Origin of the sequence: Aeromonas sp. Y318-3 (assembly GCF_027706185.1) — a bacterium.
Lineage (GTDB): Bacteria > Pseudomonadota > Gammaproteobacteria > Enterobacterales > Aeromonadaceae > Aeromonas > Aeromonas veronii.
The window spans coordinates 1-18,505 of sequence record NZ_JAPDCN010000026.1 but is presented as its reverse complement, the minus strand read 5'-3'; the positions used below and the strand labels follow the sequence as shown (position 1 = coordinate 18,505).

The following is an 18,505-nucleotide window of genomic DNA, read 5'->3' as shown; positions in this document are numbered from 1 at the left end:
CCATCGGGGCCGTCAAGCACGGATGTTCTTACATTTCGCTATTGATTTACGGATAATAAACCGGATTTTAACCTGAACACGGAAATCTCTGGATGGTGAAGCTGTGAAGTCCGAGTTGACTGTTCCCCTCACGCCGTTAAGCGGGTGGCTGGCCCCTGAATGTTGCGAATTGCCTGCCAGCTTGCGCCCCTGGCTGCTGGAGCCCGGCTCCATGACCCGGCGTCTGCGTCAGCACAATCGCCACTTTTCGGTGGAGTGGCTGGGCAATCACCCGGTCGCCCTTACTGCCGATGAGCAGTGGCTGGTGGATTCGGCCTCGCCGGCCGGCACCTGCCGCGAGGTGATCCTGCACGGGGATCGTGGGCCCGCCGTGCTGGGCTGGACCCTGTTTGCCGATGACGCACTGCAAGGGAGCGGCATTGCCGAGCTTGGCGAGCAGCCGCTGGGTGAGCGGGTATTTGGCCATGAGCCTGCCCGCCGTGATCACCTGCAGCTGGCCCGTTTCGATATTGCCGCCAATCCTCGTTGCCCGGCCGCCACTGTCTGGGGGCGTCGTTCCCGTCTGTTTCTGGGGCAGTGGCCACTGCTGGTGCACGAGCTGTTTCTGCCCTCTCTCGTCTGTGACAAGGAGCTGGAGTGAATCTGTTAACCAAGGAGCGGGGACTTGCCTACATGCAGTTGGCCCGCGTCGACAAACCCATAGGTACTCTGCTGCTGCTGTGGCCAACCCTGTGGGCGCTCTGGCTGGCCGCTGGTGGCCTGCCCAATCTCTGGGTGCTGACCGTGTTTGTGGTCGGGGTCTTTCTGATGCGCTCGGCAGGGTGCGTCATCAACGACTATGCGGATCGCAACTTCGATGGCCACGTCAAACGCACCGCCGGTCGCCCCTTGCCCACGGGTAGAGTCAAGCCGTGGGAGGTGCTGGCGCTCTTCTTCGTGCTGGCACTTATCTCGTTTGGTCTGGTGCTGACCATGAATCCGCTCACCATCGGCCTGTCGTTTGTCGCCCTGCTGCTGGCGGTGAGCTACCCCTTCATGAAGCGCTTTATCTCGAACCCCCAGCTGGTGCTCGGGATGGCCTTCTCCTGGTCGATCCCGATGGCCTATGCGGCCCAGGCGGATGCCCTGCCGCTGGTGGCCTGGCTGCTCTTCTTCGCCAACCTGCTCTGGACCGTGGCTTACGACACCCAGTACGCCATGGTGGATCGGGATGACGACCTCAAGATCGGCCTCAAATCCAGCGCCATCCTGTTTGGTCGTTACGACAAGCGGATCATCGGCGCATTGCAACTCTCGACGCTGCTGCTGTTGCTGGCGGTCGGGCAGCTGATGACGCTGGGGGGCTGGTATTACTGGGGATTGCTGGGGGCGGCGGTGCTGTTTGTCTATCAGCAGCGGCTCATTCGCGAGCGGCAGCGGGAAGCCTGCTTCCAGGCGTTTCTCAACAACAACTATGTGGGGGCGCTGGTGTTTGCCGGTCTGGTGCTCGATTACCTGCTGGCGTGACATGTTCCCGCGCAGACTCCGATAAAAAAGAAGGCCGCATCATGCGGCCTTCTTTGTTTGCGTTGCAGATCAGAGCTGATTGCCTGCCTGAATGGTGCGGCGGATCTTGTTGCTCAGCAGCGGCACTATGTTGTCGGCCAGCGCCTGGAAGCGGCCGAGATCCGGCTTGCACTCGGGAGAGAGGTATCCCTCCTTGCGCAAGGTGTGGATCAGGGTGCTGAACAGCTTCTGGTCGAAGAACTCGGGGGCGTTGATGCCGTGCAGGGTGCCGAGGCGCTCTGCCATCATCAGGCCGTCCGCTTCCAGCTGCTCCGCCTCGATATGAGGCTGGGCCAGCACCCGGGTCAGCACGATGGCGTAGCGTTGCAGGGTCTCCTGAATGCTCTCCGCCAGCAGCAGCAGGCGCATCTGGTTGGCCGGATTGACCCAGTAGCCGTCATCGCGGGTCTCGATCAGTTGCTGGGTTTGCAGAGCGTCGAGCAGGCTGTCGACCAGCGCCGGCAGCTCCTCTTCTTCATAACGCAGGAACAGCTCGGTCTTGAGCAGCGGATAGATGTCGATGCAACGGGCCATGATCTCGCTGCGGGAGATCCCTTCGCACCGTTCGATCAGTGCCGCCACCAGAGAGGGCATGGCAAACAAGTGGAGGATGTTGTTGCGGTAGTAGGTCAGCAGGATCGCCTGATAGCGGTCCAGACTGATGATCTGCCCCAGCTTGTCCTCGCTCACCTCGAACTTGTTGAGCTCCATCGCCTGATCCAGCAGGGTCTTGGCATCCTCATCCGGAATGGTGCTCTGCGGGCTGTAAGGCACTGCTTTGAGCAGATCCAGATAGGTGTTGAGCTGGGCCTGCAACTCGTCGCGGGTCAGGGCGTGGCGCTCGGCGGCCAGCAGCGCCAGCGCACTCAGGGTCAGGCCGTTGACCGCGGCAGCGCCGTTGATGCGGGTCATCAGCAGTTCGGCCAGATTGTTGACGGTGCCCGCCATCCACTCCGGACGCTCCTCTTCCCCGATGTGCTTTTTCCAGTCGGGAATATGTTCGCTCAGGTAGCTGTTGAGGGTCAGCGGTTCGCCGAAGTTGACGAAACCACGGCCGTAGTTGCGCAGCTTGCGCAGGATGCCGAGCACCTGCAGGAAGCTCTCTTTCTCCTTGCGACTCCCCTTGAGCTCGTTGTGGTAGGTGTTCACCTCCATCACGTGCTCGTAACCCAGATAGACCGGCACCAGAGTGACCGGCCTGTCCAGCCCGCGCATCATCGCCTGCAGGGTCATCGCCAGCATGCCGGTCTTGGGCGGCAGCAGGCGACCGGTACGGGAGCGACCGCCTTCGGTGAAGAACTCTACCGAGTACCCCTTGGCAAACAGCAGGTTGAGGTATTCACGAAATACCGTGCTGTAGAGCGGGTTGCCCTTGAAGGTGCGGCGAATGAAGAAGGCGCCGCCGTGGCGGAAAATCGGGCCCGCCGGCCAGAAGTTGAGGTTGATGCCTGCCGCGATATGGGGCGGCACCATCCCCTGGTGGTAGATGACGTAGGAGAGCAGCAGGTAGTCCATGTGGCTGCGGTGGCAGGGAACGTAGACGATCTCGTGCCCTTCCTGCGCCAACTGGCGTACCTTCTCGGCGCCATTGACCGACAAACCGCGGTAGAGCTTGTTCCACAGCCAGCCGAGGAAGCTCTCGCCCAGGCGGATCAGCCGGTAGGAGAAGTTGGAGGCGATCTCGTCCATGTAGCCATGGGCACGCTTTTGCGCCTTCTCGAGGCTGATCCCCTCGCGCTGGGCCTCCTCTTCAATCGCCTGCTGGATCACCGCGGAGTCGAGCAACTGCTTGAACAGCAGGTTGCGGTTCGGCAGTTTCGGGCCGGTGGCAGCCAGCTGCTGGCGGCTGAAGTGGGTACGGGCCACTCGTGCCAGCTTGTGGGCGATGGCCTCGTCGGTGCCGTGCTTGTCGGCCATGTAGCGCAGGGAGAGCGGCGGCGAGAAGCGCACCAGATTCTCGCGACCCTTGAGGATCACGATGAGCGCCTTCTTCAGCCGGTTCGGCGCCAGGCTGCTGATGATGTTGAGGCCGGAGGCTTCTTCCCCTTCCCGACCCGGAGCGCGGCCCCAGAACAGGGTGACGGGCACCACCTGGATATCCAGTGCGGGATCCTGCTTGTGCAGATCCAGCAGCTGGTGGAACTCCTGCAGGAAGGGGAGCGGTTTGCTGCGTTTGCCAAACAGGGGAGGCGGGCGATCCAGACAGACATAGCGCGGCAGCAGCTGGCCGTTCAGTTCCAGCGGCGTGAAGGGGCCGGGCAGCCCGAGATCCTCGCAGCACTGCTGCAGGGTCATCAGGTCGGTGATCGAACTGGTTTTCAGGGCATAGACGATGGGTCTGGCCGGATCCAGATTGAGTTCTGTGATGGGATTTTCCGGCAGGCTCTTGTGATTGACCAAGCCGCTGACCGGCCATTGCAAGATGGCTCTGGAAATCTTCTGTCCTAGGGACATGTGCGTCTGCTCTCCAAAAAAATGCGGCGTGAGCATAGCAAATCGACAGCCCCTTGTCGCCGAGAGGTACGATGAGTCAGCTGCGCAGGATCAAAACAGCAGTAAATGAGGGGTTGGTTGCGACAAATGTCAGCTGCGCCTTGCCTTGGCCACTGCACTGTATATACTGCCAGTGTGCTGTATAAAAAGACAGGTGCCAATTCTATGAAACCCCTTACCCCCCGCCAGGCCGAAGTGCTGGAGCTGATCAAGGTGAACATGAGCGAGACCGGTATGCCGCCGACTCGTGCCGAGATTGCCCAGAAGCTTGGTTTCAAGTCGGCCAATGCGGCCGAAGAACATCTGAAGGCCCTGGCCAAAAAAGGGGTCATCGAGATCATGCCGGGCACGTCCCGCGGCATTCGCCTGTTACTCGAAGAGGAAGAGGTGCTGGAAGAGAGCGGCCTGCCGCTCATCGGCAAGGTTGCCGCCGGTGAACCCATCCTGGCTCAGGAGCATATCGAGAGCCACTATCAGGTTGATCCCGCCCTGTTCCACCCGCGCGCAGATTTTCTGCTGCGGGTGCAGGGGATGAGCATGAAGAACATCGGCATTCTGGATGGCGATCTGCTGGCGGTGCACAAGACCCAGGAGGTGCGCAACGGTCAGGTGGTGGTCGCCCGTCTCGATGAGGATGTCACCGTCAAGCGCTTCCAGCGCAAGGGCAGTCAGGTATGGCTGCTGCCGGAAAATGAAGAGCTCTCCCCCATCGAGGTGGATCTCTCTTGCCAGCAGCTCACCATCGAGGGACTGGCTGTCGGGGTGATCCGCAACGCTGACTGGATGTAATCCTCCCCGCCAACTGCGTTTGCCACACGGCCTCCTTCGGGAGGCCGTGCTGTTTCTGGCGCACTTTCCCTGTCATATCAAACAGATCATCGGTGGCGGCATTTTTGTCCTGCGCGACCGGCTACCAATCATCCATTTCAGATATATGCTCAGATCAGTGCCCTGTCGCCGAGACAGGGCTTGGCGCCTCCCTCTGACCATCGCAATGCGCCGTGACGGGAGGGCCGGTAACAACGAGAATCAGGCAGTACACCTTCACGGGATATGAAGGGGGAGTGGGGAGATCCCGAGCCTTGTCGGGCAAAGGGGACCACTCGTAATGGTTGCAGATAGTCGTGACGGGCCTGTTCCCAGTTCAGGCCGACGAAGCAACATGACCTGTCGGTCAAGGAGGACTGGTATGGCATCAAGATCGCCATGGGATTCAGAGGCTGGGGCTGCGCCAGCGGAATCGTCAATCACCCGTTTCGTCAAAGGTAGCCGGATGACCTGGTTTTACGGTCTCTGGCTGCACCATCGTGGTTCGCACTGGACGCTCTGGCTGGGATGCCCGAAAGAGAAGGTGGTGCGTCTGGTATTGCTGTTCAAACGGGGTCACGGTGATCGCCAGGGGGAAGAGGGCTGGCTGGCCCCCGTGATTCCCATCGGCGTGCGGGCCATCGGCAAGATGTTGCAGCAGGGGCGTAACGCTCGCCCCTGAGCAGAAGAGACAAACAAATCCACCCATAACCGGCCCCCGAGGGGGCCGGTTTTTTTATGGCTGAAATTGGCGATTAATTATGCCAAATGGTCGACTCCTGACAGGGCGTTGCACAAGGTTGAACCACCTTGGCGGCTCGCTGGGGTACAATGCCCCCCTCTTGTCCGGTCACTGCTGGGCATCTGCCTCGAACTGAAAGGGTCTCTTGTTATGATGAAGCTCCGCTATCCCCTGCTCTTTCTGCTGCTGACAGCCTGCCTGATCCTGGTGTTCTACGCCACGCAGCCAGAGCAGCCGGAACAGGCCGACTACTATCCGGCGGGGCGGGACATCAATGATTTCGCCTTTACCGATGCGGACAACCAGCCGTTCACCCCTGCCAACCTGAAGGGGCACTGGACCTTCCTGTTCGTCGGCTACACCTTCTGCCCCGATATCTGCCCCACCACCCTGGCAGATATGCGCTCCGTCTATGACCAGCTGAAGAAGATGGCGCCCGACAGTCAGGTAGTGTTTATCTCGGCGGATCCCCAGCGTGACGATATTCCACGCCTCAAGACCTATACCGCCTTCTTCAATCCCGAGTTCAAGGCGGCCACTGCCCCCCACGACAAGCTGTTCCCGTTCGTGCGCAATCTGGGGCTGATCTACTCCATCGCCAATCAGGGGGAGAAGGATTACCTGATCGATCATTCCGCCTCCATCGTGCTCATCAATCCCAAGGGCAAGCTGCAGGCGGTATTCCGTCCGCAGGTGGCGCCGGGTCAGGTGCCCAGAGTGCAGATGGCCACCATGCTCTCTGACTTCTCCCGCATCCTGAAGCTGACAGGCCACTGAGCGTGACCCCAGCTGTTGCCCCCTGGTGGCGAGATCCCTCTCGCCACCGCGCTGTGTTTGCGCTCGCCCTGCCCATGGTTTTCTCCAATATCACCACCCCCTTGCTGGGGCTGGTGGACACCTGGGTGATCGGTCATCTCGGTCAGGCCTGGTTTCTGGGGGGCGTTTCGGTCGGTGCGACCCTGATCAACCTCATCTTCTGGCTGCTCGGCTTTTTGCGGATGTCGACCACCGGCCTGACGGCGCAGGCGCACGGCGCAGCTGATGGTCGTGCCCAGCTCGATACCCTGCTGCGGGCGCTGGGGCTGGCCATTGCTCTCGGTCTGGCGCTGCTGTTGTTGCTTTTCCCCCTGTTGCCACGACTGATCGCCCTGAGTGGCGGCTCGCCCGAGGTGCAGCTCTATGCGGGCCAATACGTGGCGGTACGGATCTGGAGCGCCCCGGCGGCGCTCTGCAATCTGGTGATCATGGGCTGGCTGCTGGGGATGCAGGATGCCCGCAGCCCCATGGTGATGCTGATCCTCACCAATCTGGTCAACATGGCGCTCGACGCCCTGTTTGTGCTGGGGCTCGGCTGGCAGGTGCGGGGTGTGGCGGCGGCCTCGGTCATGGCGGACTACTGCGCGCTGGCCGTCGGTATCTGGCTGGTACGCCGTCAGCTGGGGCAATTGGCGCCGACGGTGTGGCAGGATGGCTGGCAGCGCTGGCGGCAGCTCGCGCCCATGGTGCGGTTGCTCGGCCTCAACCGCGATATCTTCCTGCGCTCCCTGTGCTTACAGCTCTGCTTTGCCTTCATGACTCTGCAAGGGGCACGACTGGGGGATGTGGCGGTGGCCGCCAATGCGGTGCTGCTCAACTTCCTGATGCTCATCTCCTACGGGCTCGATGGTTTTGCCTATGCGGTGGAGGCCATGGTAGGACGAGCCATCGGTCAGCGGGATCGGCAGAAACTGCGGGAGGCCATCGTGCTCAATCTGGGCTGGGCCGCCCTCATTGCCAGTGGTTTTACCCTGGTGTTTGCCCTCTTTGGTGCCCACCTTATCGGCTATATCACCGACATTCCGGCCGTGGTGGCGGAGGCAAATCGTCAGCTTCCCTGGCTGATCGCCATGCCCTTGCTGGCGGTCTGGTGTTTCCTGCTGGATGGCGTATTTATCGGGGCGACCCGGGCGCGGGAGATGCGCAACAGCATGTTGCTGGCCGCGTTTGGCGGCTTCTTCCCGATCTGGTGGCTCTGTCAGTCGTGGGGCGTGGCCGCGTTATGGGCGGCGATGGCGGCGCTGATGGTGGGGCGTGGCCTGTCGCTGGGGGTCACTTGCTGGCGGCTGGAGCGCAGCGGGCATCTACTCGACGCCCGCCACTGATCATCGGTGGCGCTTACATGGCGCCGTCGTAGCCGAGCTGGCGCCAGCTCTCGTAGACAAAGACAGACACCGCGTTGGAGAGGTTCATGCTGCGGCTCTGGGGCACCATAGGGATGCGCAGCCGCTGCTCGAATGGCAGGCTCTCGATGATCTCGATGGGCAGGCCGCGACTCTCCGGGCCAAACAGCAGGGCATCGCCAAGGGCATATTGTGCTGCCGAGTGCGCGGTGCGGCCCTTGGTGGTGCAGGCAAACACCCGCTTGGGTGCCACGGCGGCCAGAAAGGCCTCATAGCTCGGCCAGCGCTTCACCTCGGCAAACTCGTGATAGTCGAGTCCCGCCCGTTTTACCCGCTTGTCATCCCACTCAAATCCCAGCGGCTCAATCAGATGGAGCCGGTAACCGGTATTGGCGCAAAGCCGGATGATATTGCCGGTGTTGGGCGGAATTTCCGGCTGGTAGAGGACGATATCGAGCATGACGAGCTCCTGTAAAGAGATGTAAAGCCAAGAAGGGGCGCCAGCATACCCAGCGCCCGTCCGGATGAAAAGGATCAGGCGATGGGCAAGCGGATGGTGATGGTCAGCCCGGTCGGGTGATTGTTGCTGGCCGCAATGGTGCCGCCGTGGCGCTGTATTGCCTCCGAGGCGATGGCCAGCCCCAGCCCGGTGCCGCCAGTTTTGGCGTTGCGGGCGTCATCGACCCGGAAGAAGGGCTGGAACAGCAGCGCCTGCTGCTCGTCTGGCACCCCGGGGCCGTCATCCCGAATGGTCATCACCCACTCCTGCCCCTCCCGATACCAGTCCACCTTGATGAACTCGCGGGCATATTTGAGGGCGTTGCGCAGGGGGTTCTCCACCGCCCGGGCCAGCAGCTCGGGCCACATCTGGATCGACTCGGCAGGTAGCGGCGGCAGTCTGAGCTGTTTGCCGCTCTGATTCGCTTCGAACATGGCATCTTCGAGGATGGGCTCCAGCAGGTCGGCCAGCGGATGTACCACCGGCGCCTCCACATGCTGCTGCACTCGCGACAGATCCAGCAGATCGCCGATCAGCTTGTCCAGCCGTCCGATCTCCGACTCGATCCGCGCCAGCTCGGCGCTGTCACCCTGTTTGCGGCGGATCAGCGCCTGCGCCAGTTGCATCCGGGTGAGGGGGCTGCGCAGTTCGTGGGAGATATCGGAAAGCAGCTGTTTCTGCTTCTGGATCATGCTCTTGAGCGTCTCCACCATGCGGCTGACGTTGTCCGCCAGCTGGCCGATCTCGTCGCCCCGTCCCAGGTTGGGGATCTGTACCTCCAGATTGCCCGCCGCCAGTTGGGAGACCGACTTCTGCAACTGCAGGATGGGGCGGGTCAGCCGCCAGGCGAGCAGCAGGCAGAGCGGGGTGCTGACCAACATCGAGATGCCCAGAATGCGGATCGGGTGATCCAGCACCTGAATGAACAGGAACAGATAGGGGTTCTCGGCATTGAGGCCGAAATAGACGTGATAGCGATGACCGTGGTGCTCCATCAGGAAGGGGCCGGCGATCGCCTTGCGATCCTCGTTGCCCAGCATGGGATTGGCCGGGTCATCGGCGTCCACCATAAAGCGCACCACGAACTTGCGCGGATGGGTGGTGGACTGGATCTGCCCCTTCTCGTCGCGCAGGTAGACGTTGTCCACCGGCAGCATGGCGATCTTGTCCATCGCCTTGGCCAGATCAAAATCCTGATCCGGCTCGGCGGCGTTGAGCAGGGCCTGCACGTTGTTCTGCATCCGCGCGACTTCGTGGGTCGGCAGCGGGATCTGGTTACGGGGATCCAGGGTCGGCAGGCTGATCACGGCGGCCAGCATCACCAGCAGCATGAACCAGAACCAGAGGAAGATGTGGGTCGAGATCCCGTTGAGGGAGTTGATGCGCTCTATTCTTGCTCTAGCCACAGGTACCCGCGCCCCCGTACGGTTTTGAAGCGGGGTTGACCATCGGTGCGGTCCGGCAGCTTCTTGCGCAGGTTGCTCAGGTGCATGTCGATGGCCCGATCGAAGGGTTCCAGCTTCTTGCCCAGCACCTGCTCGGAGAGGTGGCTCTTGCTGACGATCTGGCCGGGATTACGCAGCAGGCACTCCAGCAGCCCGAATTCGGTGGCGGTCAGCTCCAGCAGCTGTTCGCCGCAGCGGGCCTGCTGCAGGCCAGGTTGCAGCACGATATCCATGAAGTGCACTTCGTCGGAGGAGCTGCCGCGCTGGGGCGGGGCGCTCTGGGTACGGCGCAGGATGGCGCGTACCCGGGCCAGCAGCTCCCTGTCATCGAACGGCTTGGCCAGATAGTCGTCGGCACCCGCTTCCAGACCGTTGACCCGATCCTGGCTGTCACCGCGGGCGGTCAGCATCAGCACCGGGGTGTCGTGGGTCTTGCGCAGCTTGGTCAGCATGGCAAAGCCGTTGAGCTTGGGCATCATCACGTCCAGCAACACCAGATCGAAGCTCTGCTCCGCCAGCCGTTGCAGCCCCTCTTCACCATCCTCGGCGACCGTGACCTGAAATCCCTCCAGGGTCAGAATTTCGGTGAGCAGTTGGGTCAATTCAAGATCGTCGTCGACCAGGAGTATTCTGTTCATCTGGTGTTATTCCGCAGATTTTCGCGCCAAACTGACGCCGGGGTCAGGGTATAATAAGTTTTTCATCGCCAGAGGAAAGCCGGTTTTGAGCCATCAACAATATTCCCGTTGGGTGACCTTTGCCAGCATAGCGGCGGTCACCACCGCTACCTTGCTGATCATCGGCAAACTGATCGCCTGGCTGATGACCGACTCGTCGACCCTGCTGGCGTCGCTCACCGACTCCTTCATGGATGTGAGTGCCTCCATCATCAACCTGCTGGCCATTCGCTATGCGCTGGCCCCCGCCGATGACGAACACCGTTTCGGTCACGGCAAGGCGGAGTCGCTGGCTGGCCTCATCCAGTCGGCCTTTATCTCCGGCTCCGCCCTGCTGCTGGTGATGCACGGAATTTCATCCTTGCTCAATCAGGCGCCGATTCTGCGGCTGGAGGCGGGTCTCTGGGTCAGCGGCGGATCCATCGTGCTGACCCTGCTGCTGGTCAGTTTTCAGAGTTTCGTTATTCGCAAGACCAACAGTGTGGCGATCAAGGCCGACATGCTGCACTACCGCTCCGATCTGCTGCTCAATGCCGGTGTCTTGCTGGCGCTGGTGCTGGCGGGGCAGGGGTGGTACTGGGCCGACGGCCTGTTTGCCATCCTGATCGGGCTATTCCTGTTGTGGGGGGCGGGACACATCGGCTACGAGTCGGTGCAGGCCCTGCTCGATCGTCAGTTGCCAGCGGAAGAACAAGCGAGAATAATGGCGCTCTGCTGTGCCGTAGAAGGTGTACACGGCGTACATGACCTGCGCACCCGTCAATCCGGGCCGACCCGATTCGTACAGTTGCATCTTGAACTGGATGATCAGATCCCCCTGGTCAAGGCCCATCAGATCGCCGATGAAGCCGAACTGGCGGTACGCCAGGCATTCGAGCGGATGGATGTCATCATCCACATGGACCCCATCTCGGTGCTGACAAAAGAACAACAGAGCCCTCACCCAGAACAACAGTAGGCTGCAACATGGATGAACTGGTTGCCAAAACCTGGCACAAAATTCAGCAAGAAGCACAGTGCATGGCGGCCCAGGAGCCGATGCTGGCCAGCTTCTTCCACTCCACCATTCTCAATCACAAGAATCTGCGTTCGGCCCTCAGCTTCCAGCTGGCCAACAAACTCGACAGCGCCACCATGCCCGCCATCGCCCTGCGCGAGGTGATCGAGCTGGCCCTGCGCAGCGAGCCCGAGCTGCTGACGGTAGTGGCGGCTGACATCTGCGCCGTGCAGGAGCGGGATCCTGCGGTCGATCTCTTCTCCACCCCGCTGCTCTATCTCAAGGGGTTCCATGCCCTGCAGGGCTATCGGGTCGCCAACTGGCTGTGGCGTCAGGGGCGCCGCTCGCTGGCCCTCTATCTGCAAAATCAGATCTCGGTGGTGTTCGGGGTGGATGTGCACCCGGCCGCCCGTATCGGCAAGGGGATCATGTTCGACCACGCCACCGGCATAGTGGTGGGCGAGACGGCGGTGATTGAAGATGATGTCTCCATCCTGCAGAGCGTGACCCTCGGCGGTACCGGCAAGGAGAGCGGCGATCGCCACCCCAAGATCCGCGAAGGGGTGATGATAGGGGCGGGCGCCAAGGTGCTCGGCAATATCGAAGTGGGCGTGGGTGCCAAAATTGGCGCGGGCAGCGTGGTGATCAACCCGGTGCCGCCTCATACCACGGTCGCTGGCGTACCTGCCAAGATCGTCGGCCGTCCGGAGTGCGACAAGCCTTCACTGGATATGGATCAGTGTCTCTGATCTCCCGGCCGGAGTAGTCGATGGCCAAACGCTGGTCGGGTTATCTGATTTTGGGGATGTGGCTGCTCAACCTGCTCCATCTCTATCTGGGACTCTCCCCCTGGCCCGCGGCCATGGCGGCCTGGGGGGCGTCACTGCTCACCTGGCCCTGGCTGGTGGGAGCCGCCAAGCGGCAGGCGCTGGCCCTGTATGGCGCCGCCCTGCTGCTGCTCATCTTCTCCTGGTGGCAGGGCGCGCCCCTTACCGCCGGTGACTGGCTGCTGCCCAACATCAATATGCTCACCATGTTTGCCGCGGTGAGCACCCTCAACCTCGCCACCTCAGGTCTCTTGACCGGCACCACCTCCTGGACCGGGCGTAAAGGTCTGTGGAGCACCATGGCCAGCCTCAATCTGCTGGGGGCGGTCATCAACCTCTCGGTGTTGTTCATCATCGGCGATCGGCTGGAGCGCAATGGCACCCTGGAGCGGCGTCAGGTGATGGTGCTGAGCCGGATCTTCTGTGCCGCCGCCTTCTGGTCGCCCTTCTTTGTCGCCATGGCGGTGGCGCTTACCTATGCGCCGGGCTTGCAACTCTCCCATATTCTGCCGTTCGGGATCCTCGCCGCCTTGCTGGCGATGGGGCTGACCGCCTGGCAGGTTGAGCGGATCGGGGTGGCCGACTTTGCCGGTTATCCGCTGCGGCTGCAGACCCTGGGGTTGCCAGTCACGCTGGCGCTGCTGGTGCTGCTCATCAAGCAGATCTGGCCCCAGCTCGGCATTCTGGCGGTGATCGCGCTGGTGGCCCCGCTGCTGGCGCTGCTCTTTATGCCGAGGGTCGGGCGCAAGGCGGCCCTCAAGCGGCAGGTAGTGGAGCGCTTCCCCGCCATCGGCGGTCAGCTGGTGCTGTTTCTGGGGGCCGGTTTGCTGGCGGCAGGCATCAACAGTGCACTGTCGGTTATCGATTTCGGCTCCGGTCACGGCCTGCCGCTGTTCAATCACTTTGGCTGGCTCGAAGCATCCCTCACTCTGCTGCTGATCCTGCTGGTGGCCATCGTCGGGGTACATCCGCTCATCAGTATCTCCGGGCTGGCGCCACTGCTCTGGCCGCTGGCTCCGGATCCCAGCCTGCTCGGTATGTGTTTCCTGCTGGGGTGGGGGCTTGCCACCGGCACCAGTCCGCTCTCCGGATCCAATCTTGCGCTGGCCTCCCGCTACAACCTCAGTGCCGGGCTGATTCTGCGCTGGAACCTGCTCTACGGCCTGCTGATGTATGTGGTCGCCTGTCTGTTGCTGGGGGCTTATATCGCCTTGCATGGATAACGGCGGCGCCGTCAGGAGGGAGCAAATGATGCGCGGGTGGCGAGGCCTTTTACGCACGGTTCAGTGTGTTGTCGCGGCTCGGGCGCAGGATGCGAGAAAAATAGACGCATATTTAGACAATACATCTATGGAAGGCGCATTTTACAGCGCACTGGCTTGTTTGTGCCGATGCGCTCGGGGTATGCTGGCTTCACGCGCTTGAATCGCCCTCTGTGGGGCATCGCAATTGAACAAACAGGTATGCATATGTCACTAGAAGTCCTTGAGCAACTCGAATCCAAAGTACAATCCGCCGTCGACAACATCTCCCTGCTGAAGATGGAGCTGGACGAGCTGAAAGAGCAGAACAGCAAGCTGCAAGACGAGAACCATCAGCTGCGCAACGAGCACACTGCATGGCAGGAGCGTCTGCGTGCCCTGCTGGGTAAAATGGATCAGATGGGCGAAACCATCTAATTCATCGCCTTCAGGCAGAATTGAAAACGGGCCGCTCCATGAGCGGCCCGTCTGTTTTTGGCAGGGCGGGGATTACAGCGCCAGCAGCTGTTTGACCGTCTTCTCGATGCCGTCTGCCGCTTCGACTATGTTGTTGGCCAGCATGTATGCGGGGGTGGAGATCACCTTGCGCTCCTGATCCACCACGAATTCGTTGACCGGGCAGTTGAGATGGCTGCCTCCCATCGCCTCGATGGCGTTGGCGGTACCCTCGTCATGGCCGATGGTCGCCAGCGTCCCGGCGCCATATATCAGCGGGATCATGGCGGGCGCGATGCAGATATAGGCGGCCGGTTTGTTGGCTTTGGCAAAGCTCTGGCACGCTTTCAGCACATCGGGCTGGATCTGGCATTCGGCTCCTTTGATAGCGAAGTCGCACAGGTTTTTGGCCGCGCCAAAGCCGCCGGGCACCAGCAGCGCGTCGTAATCGGCCACATCCAGCTCGGCCACATCCTTTATCTGGCCACGGCAGATACGGGCCGCTTCGACCAGCACGTTGCGGCTCTCTCCCTCGCTCACTTCACCGGTCAGGTGATTGATGACATGGAGCTGCGCCACGTTCGGGGCGAAGCACTGGACGGCGGCTCCCTGACGGGCCAACGCCAGCAGGCTGATGACGGCCTCGTGGATTTCGGCCCCGTCAAAGACACCGCAGCCACTCAAAATCACGGCCACTTTTTTCATGGCAAACTCCTCGTTGTTGAAAATGTGAGCCAGGATGGATTGTTGTACTTTTGTATGGTTATCGCTCGCCCTCCGCTGGTCAAGTCATCTTGCTGTGCAAGGATTGTTTCGTTTTGGATCCTGCCGTACCTACTCCCTTAAATCTTTTTCCACATTGATCGAGATCATTTCAACTGTCTCGCGATCGGTTTTTACGATCTCAATTAATTGTTTTTAATGGCTTTTTGTATTCTTATGCACAGCTTTATCACTGTGCGCTCTGATGCGCCCCATTTTTGAACACAGAGTTATCCACAGATTGAGTCCCTTTATCAGGCGCTGTGTGCTGTTGCTGCGCCCCTTGGTGTGAGGGGGGCCCTGTGGCATCCTAGCGGCTGTTTATCTCTGGCAGGACGATTTCATGGCCCCTAGCAACCCCCTTATTCTGGTCGACGGCTCCTCTTATCTTTACCGCGCCTTCTTCGCCTCCCAGCAGGCCGATCTGCGCACATCGACCGGTTTGCCGAGCGGCGCCGTCCGTGTCATGGCCAACATGATGCGCAGCCTGCGCAAGCAATATCCTGACTGTCATGTGGCCGTGGTGTTTGATGCCAAGGGCAAGACCTTCCGCGACGACATCTATCCCGAGTACAAGGCGACCCGCGCCAGCATGCCGGACGATCTGCGCAGCCAGGTCGCCCCGATCCACCAGATGATCAAGGCGATGGGCTTCCCCTTCCTGATGGTGGAGGGGGTGGAGGCCGACGACGTGATCGGCACCCTGGCCCGCCAGGCGACCGAGAAGCAGCTGCCGGTGCTGATCAGCACCGGTGACAAGGACATGGCGCAGCTGGTCTCCGACCATGTCACCCTGATCGACACCATGAAAGATGTGAAGACCGATCGGGAAGGGGTGATCGAGAAGTTCGGCGTACCGCCCGAGCTCATCATCGACTATCTGGCCCTGATGGGTGACAAGGTCGACAACATTCCCGGTATGACCGGTGTCGGCGAGAAGACCGCACTGGCTCTGCTGCAGGGGATTGGCAGCATCGATGAGATTGCCGCCAACCTCGACAAGGTAGCTGCCCTCGGCTTCCGTGGCTCCAAGGCGTTCGCCGACAAGTTCCGCGAGCAGGAGGAGCAGGTTCGTCTCTCCTATCGACTGGCGACCATCAAGACCGACGTCGAACTGGAACAGAGCCTGGAAGAGCTGTTGCTCAAGCCGGTCGACAAGGAGTCCTTGCTGGCGGTCTATCGCGAATACGAGCTGCGCAACCTGATCAAGGAGCTGGAATCCGGTGGTGAAGAGGGGAGCGAGAGCGCCGGACAGGACGAAGCTGGCGATGAGATCGCCGCTCCGGTTGCCGCCATCGAAACCGACTACCGCTGCATTCTGGACGAAGCCGAGTTTGACGGCTGGCTGGAACAGCTGAAAGCGGCACCGCTGTTTGCCTTCGATACCGAAACCACCAGTCTCGACTATATGGAAGCGCGGATCGTCGGCGTCTCCTTCGCGGTTGAGCCGGGCAAGGCTGCTTATGTGCCGTTTGGCCACGACTATCTGGGGGCACCGGTACAGCTGAGCGAGGCCGTGGTGTTGGGCAAGCTCAAGCCGCTGTTGGAAGATCCGACCCGTCTTAAGGTGGGGCAGAACCTCAAGTACGACCGCAACGTGCTGCTCAACCATGACATCGACCTGCAAGGTATCGCCTACGACACCATGCTCGAGTCCTACGTGCTCAACTCCACCGCCAGCCGCCACGATATGGATTCGTTGGCCAAGCGTTACCTCGGGGTCGAGACCACCTCCTTTGAAGATATCGCGGGCAAAGGGGTGAAACAGCTCACCTTCAACCAGATCGAGCTGGAGCAGGCCGCTCCCTATGCGGCGGAAGATGCTGATATCACTTTGCGCTTGCACCAGATCCTGTGGGGTCAGCTGGAGGCCGTGCCGGGCCTTGCCAAGGTATTCAGCGAGATCGAACTGCCCCTGCTGCCGGTACTGGCGCGGATGGAGTTGCTCGGCACCACCATCGATCCCAAGCTGCTGCACCAGCAGAGCCAGGAGATCGAGCTGCGGTTGGCGGAGCTGGAGAAGCAGGCTCACGAGCGGGCCGGACAGGAGTTCAACCTCTCCTCGCCCAAGCAGCTGGGGGAGATCCTCTTCACCAAGCTGGGCCTACCGATCATCAAAAAGACTCCGAAGGGGGCACCGTCCACCGCAGAAGAGGTGCTGGCCGAGCTGGCGGAGACCTACGAGCTACCGCGTCTCTTGATGGAGCACCGCGGTCTGGCCAAGCTCAAGTCCACCTACACCGACAAGTTGCCGCTGATGATCAAGCCGCAGACCGGGCGGGTACACACCTCCTATCATCAGGCGGTAGCGGCTACGGGCCGTTTGTCATCATCTGATCCCAATCTGCAGAACATCCCGGTGCGCAACGAGCAGGGGCGCCGGATCCGTCAGGCCTTTATTCCGAGCGCCGGTTACAAGCTGGTAGCGGCGGACTACTCCCAGATCGAGCTGCGTATCATGGCGCACCTCTCCGGTGACAAGGGGCTGCTGACCGCCTTTGCCGAGGGCAAGGACATCCACAAGGCGACTGCCGCCGAGGTGTTCGGCGTGGCGCTCGATGCGGTCACCACCGACATGCGCCGCAGCGCCAAGGCGATCAACTTCGGCCTTATCTACGGCATGAGTGCCTTCGGTCTGGCCAAGCAGCTGGGGATCGGTCGTGCCGAAGCGCAGAAGTACATGGATCTCTACTTCGAGCGCTACCCGGGCGTGCTGGAGTATATGGAGCGCACCCGTCAGCAGGCGGAAGCCCAGGGGTATGTCGAGACCCTGTTTGGTCGTCGCCTCTATTTGCCGGATATCAAGTCCCGCAACGCCGGTCTGCGCAAGGCGGCCGAACGGGCCGCCATCAACGCCCCGATGCAGGGCACGGCCGCCGATATCATCAAGCGCGCCATGATCAACGTGGACAGCTGGATCCGCGGTATCGAGGATGAGTCGATCCGCATGCTGATGCAGGTACACGATGAACTGGTGTTCGAGATCCGCGAAGAGAAGCTGGAGGAGTACACCGCCATCATCAAGGAGAAGATGTCGGCCGCTGCCGAACTGGATGTGCCGCTGGTGGTGGAGGCGGGCACCGGCGACAACTGGGATCAGGCTCACTGATTTCCGGTCAGCCGTTTTGCACGGTTATATAGCTATATAAGAAGCGAAGCCCGGCATTATGCCGGGCTTCCTGTTTCTGCCTGCCCTATGAGGTCTCTTGCAGATACTCATCCTTGAGCAGCACATAGTTGTCGGCCGAGGTCTTGAGGAAGGCGACCTCGGCCGGCTTGAGCGGGCGAGCCTGTTTGACGGGATTACCTATATATAGAAAGCCTGACTCGAGTCGCTTGCCTGGCGGCACCAGACTGCCGGCTCCGATCATCACATCATCTTCGACCACGACGCCATCAAGCAGAATGGCACCCATGCCGACCAGCACCCGGTTGCCGATGGTGCAGCCGTGCAGCATCGCCTTGTGACCCACAGTGACATCTTCACCGATCAGCAGCGGATAGCCGGTCGGATTGCTGGCGCTCTTGCGAGTCAGGTGCAGCACAGTGCCATCCTGAATATTGCTGCGGGCGCCGATGTGGATATGGTTCACATCCCCCCGTGCCGCCACCATGGGCCAGATGCTGGCATCATCGGCCAGCTCGATATCGCCCACCAGTGTCGCGCAGGGATCTACATATACCCGTTTGCCCAGTTGCGGGCGTGTTCCCTTATAGGGTCTCAGTCGCAAGTCCATCTTGGCCTCCTTGTTTTCGGCCATTCTAGCAACCTGAAGGCTGTTTCTGTGGATAAGTTTGTATAAAAGCTGTGGTCGGATATGAATAACTAAAAAAGTGCTGTTTTTTGCAATTTTA

At 61.0% G+C, this 18,505-nt stretch carries 17 protein-coding genes; 11 read left to right on the top strand and 6 right to left on the bottom strand.

What is annotated here, in order from left to right:
• The first annotated feature begins 103 nt into the window (after positions 1-103).
• Both OKB77_RS22560 and ubiA read left to right on the top strand, forming a co-directional pair.
• Entirely contained in the window at positions 104-640 is a 537-nt protein-coding gene (locus OKB77_RS22560; protein ID WP_005339534.1) for a chorismate--pyruvate lyase family protein, read from the top strand.
• Positions 637-1,506, top strand: a complete 870-nt coding sequence (gene ubiA, locus OKB77_RS22555) for a 4-hydroxybenzoate octaprenyltransferase (RefSeq protein ID WP_005339536.1) — start codon at positions 637-639, stop codon at positions 1,504-1,506. Before OKB77_RS22560 ends, ubiA begins: the two co-directional genes overlap by 4 nt.
• A gap of 69 nt (positions 1,507-1,575) precedes the next feature.
• Here ubiA and plsB read toward each other — a convergent pair whose 3' ends face one another.
• On the bottom strand, positions 1,576-3,999 hold the full coding sequence (plsB, locus tag OKB77_RS22550) for a glycerol-3-phosphate 1-O-acyltransferase PlsB (protein ID WP_103251815.1): 2,424 nt from the start codon (positions 3,997-3,999) through the stop codon (positions 1,576-1,578).
• A gap of 204 nt (positions 4,000-4,203) precedes the next feature.
• Here plsB and lexA point away from each other — a divergent pair, with 204 nt between their 5' ends.
• The 4 genes from lexA (at position 4,204) to dinF (ending at position 7,728) form a co-directional block, all read left to right on the top strand.
• Entirely contained in the window at positions 4,204-4,827 is a 624-nt protein-coding gene (gene lexA, locus OKB77_RS22545) for a transcriptional repressor LexA (protein WP_005339540.1), read from the top strand.
• A 484-nt stretch (positions 4,828-5,311) separates the two neighbouring features.
• Positions 5,312-5,527: a hypothetical protein gene (locus tag OKB77_RS22540; protein WP_019446524.1), complete on the top strand. Its 216-nt coding sequence runs from the start codon at positions 5,312-5,314 to the stop codon at positions 5,525-5,527.
• A 210-nt stretch (positions 5,528-5,737) separates the two neighbouring features.
• Complete coding sequence (locus OKB77_RS22535; RefSeq protein WP_150997314.1) at positions 5,738-6,364, top strand: SCO family protein; 627 nt, start codon at positions 5,738-5,740, stop codon at positions 6,362-6,364.
• A gap of 2 nt (positions 6,365-6,366) precedes the next feature.
• Complete coding sequence (dinF, locus tag OKB77_RS22530; RefSeq protein ID WP_107683346.1) at positions 6,367-7,728, top strand: MATE family efflux transporter DinF; 1,362 nt, start codon at positions 6,367-6,369, stop codon at positions 7,726-7,728.
• A 13-nt stretch (positions 7,729-7,741) separates the two neighbouring features.
• Here dinF and trmL read toward each other — a convergent pair whose 3' ends face one another.
• From trmL to OKB77_RS22515, 3 genes are all read right to left on the bottom strand, one after another.
• Positions 7,742-8,206, bottom strand: coding sequence for a tRNA (uridine(34)/cytosine(34)/5-carboxymethylaminomethyluridine(34)-2'-O)-methyltransferase TrmL (trmL, locus tag OKB77_RS22525; protein ID WP_005339545.1), 465 nt, complete (start codon positions 8,204-8,206; stop codon positions 7,742-7,744).
• A 74-nt stretch (positions 8,207-8,280) separates the two neighbouring features.
• On the bottom strand, positions 8,281-9,651 hold the full coding sequence (locus OKB77_RS22520) for an ATP-binding protein (protein ID WP_005339547.1): 1,371 nt from the start codon (positions 9,649-9,651) through the stop codon (positions 8,281-8,283).
• A complete protein-coding gene (locus OKB77_RS22515; protein ID WP_040069396.1) occupies positions 9,633-10,328 on the bottom strand; it encodes a response regulator in 696 nt (231 codons plus the stop codon). Before OKB77_RS22515 ends, OKB77_RS22520 begins: the two co-directional genes overlap by 19 nt.
• An 85-nt stretch (positions 10,329-10,413) precedes the next feature.
• Between OKB77_RS22515 and fieF the strand changes: the two genes are divergently transcribed.
• From fieF to OKB77_RS22495, 4 genes are all read left to right on the top strand, one after another.
• A complete protein-coding gene (fieF, locus tag OKB77_RS22510) occupies positions 10,414-11,325 on the top strand; it encodes a cation efflux pump FieF (RefSeq protein ID WP_005339551.1) in 912 nt (303 codons plus the stop codon).
• Between the two features lie 8 nt (positions 11,326-11,333).
• Positions 11,334-12,113 carry a serine O-acetyltransferase gene (cysE, locus tag OKB77_RS22505; protein WP_019446522.1) on the top strand — a complete coding sequence of 260 codons (780 nt, stop codon included), beginning with the start codon at positions 11,334-11,336 and terminating at the stop codon, positions 12,111-12,113.
• A gap of 20 nt (positions 12,114-12,133) precedes the next feature.
• A complete protein-coding gene (locus tag OKB77_RS22500; protein ID WP_265776488.1) occupies positions 12,134-13,414 on the top strand; it encodes a hypothetical protein in 1,281 nt (426 codons plus the stop codon).
• Positions 13,415-13,660: 246 nt separating this feature from the next.
• A complete protein-coding gene (locus tag OKB77_RS22495; RefSeq protein WP_005339554.1) occupies positions 13,661-13,870 on the top strand; it encodes a cell division protein ZapB in 210 nt (69 codons plus the stop codon).
• A 72-nt stretch (positions 13,871-13,942) separates the two neighbouring features.
• Here the strand turns inward: OKB77_RS22495 and elbB are convergent, their stop codons facing one another.
• Complete coding sequence (gene elbB, locus OKB77_RS22490; protein WP_199416317.1) at positions 13,943-14,593, bottom strand: isoprenoid biosynthesis glyoxalase ElbB; 651 nt, start codon at positions 14,591-14,593, stop codon at positions 13,943-13,945.
• Positions 14,594-14,993: 400 nt separating this feature from the next.
• Between elbB and polA the strand changes: the two genes are divergently transcribed.
• Entirely contained in the window at positions 14,994-17,759 is a 2,766-nt protein-coding gene (gene polA / locus OKB77_RS22485; protein ID WP_270818543.1) for a DNA polymerase I, read from the top strand.
• A gap of 85 nt (positions 17,760-17,844) precedes the next feature.
• On the opposite strand, the gene OKB77_RS22480 is transcribed toward polA, so the two are convergent.
• A complete protein-coding gene (locus OKB77_RS22480) occupies positions 17,845-18,387 on the bottom strand; it encodes a gamma carbonic anhydrase family protein (protein WP_064340089.1) in 543 nt (180 codons plus the stop codon).
• Between the last annotated feature and the right edge of the window lie 118 nt (positions 18,388-18,505).

Coding starts and splice junctions, on each gene's coding strand:
- plsB (WP_103251815.1), bottom strand. CDS start 3,999: ATGTCCCTAGGACAGAAGATTTCCAGAGCCATCTTGCAATGGCCGGTC.
- lexA (WP_005339540.1), top strand. CDS start 4,204: ATGAAACCCCTTACCCCCCGCCAGGCCGAAGTGCTGGAGCTGATCAAG.
- OKB77_RS22540 (WP_019446524.1), top strand. CDS start 5,312: ATGACCTGGTTTTACGGTCTCTGGCTGCACCATCGTGGTTCGCACTGG.
- OKB77_RS22535 (WP_150997314.1), top strand. CDS start 5,738: ATGATGAAGCTCCGCTATCCCCTGCTCTTTCTGCTGCTGACAGCCTGC.
- trmL (WP_005339545.1), bottom strand. CDS start 8,206: ATGCTCGATATCGTCCTCTACCAGCCGGAAATTCCGCCCAACACCGGC.
- OKB77_RS22515 (WP_040069396.1), bottom strand. CDS start 10,328: ATGAACAGAATACTCCTGGTCGACGACGATCTTGAATTGACCCAACTG.
- cysE (WP_019446522.1), top strand. CDS start 11,334: ATGGATGAACTGGTTGCCAAAACCTGGCACAAAATTCAGCAAGAAGCA.
- OKB77_RS22500 (WP_265776488.1), top strand. CDS start 12,134: ATGGCCAAACGCTGGTCGGGTTATCTGATTTTGGGGATGTGGCTGCTC.
- OKB77_RS22495 (WP_005339554.1), top strand. CDS start 13,661: ATGTCACTAGAAGTCCTTGAGCAACTCGAATCCAAAGTACAATCCGCC.
- elbB (WP_199416317.1), bottom strand. CDS start 14,593: ATGAAAAAAGTGGCCGTGATTTTGAGTGGCTGCGGTGTCTTTGACGGG.
- polA (WP_270818543.1), top strand. CDS start 14,994: ATGGCCCCTAGCAACCCCCTTATTCTGGTCGACGGCTCCTCTTATCTT.
- OKB77_RS22480 (WP_064340089.1), bottom strand. CDS start 18,387: ATGGACTTGCGACTGAGACCCTATAAGGGAACACGCCCGCAACTGGGC.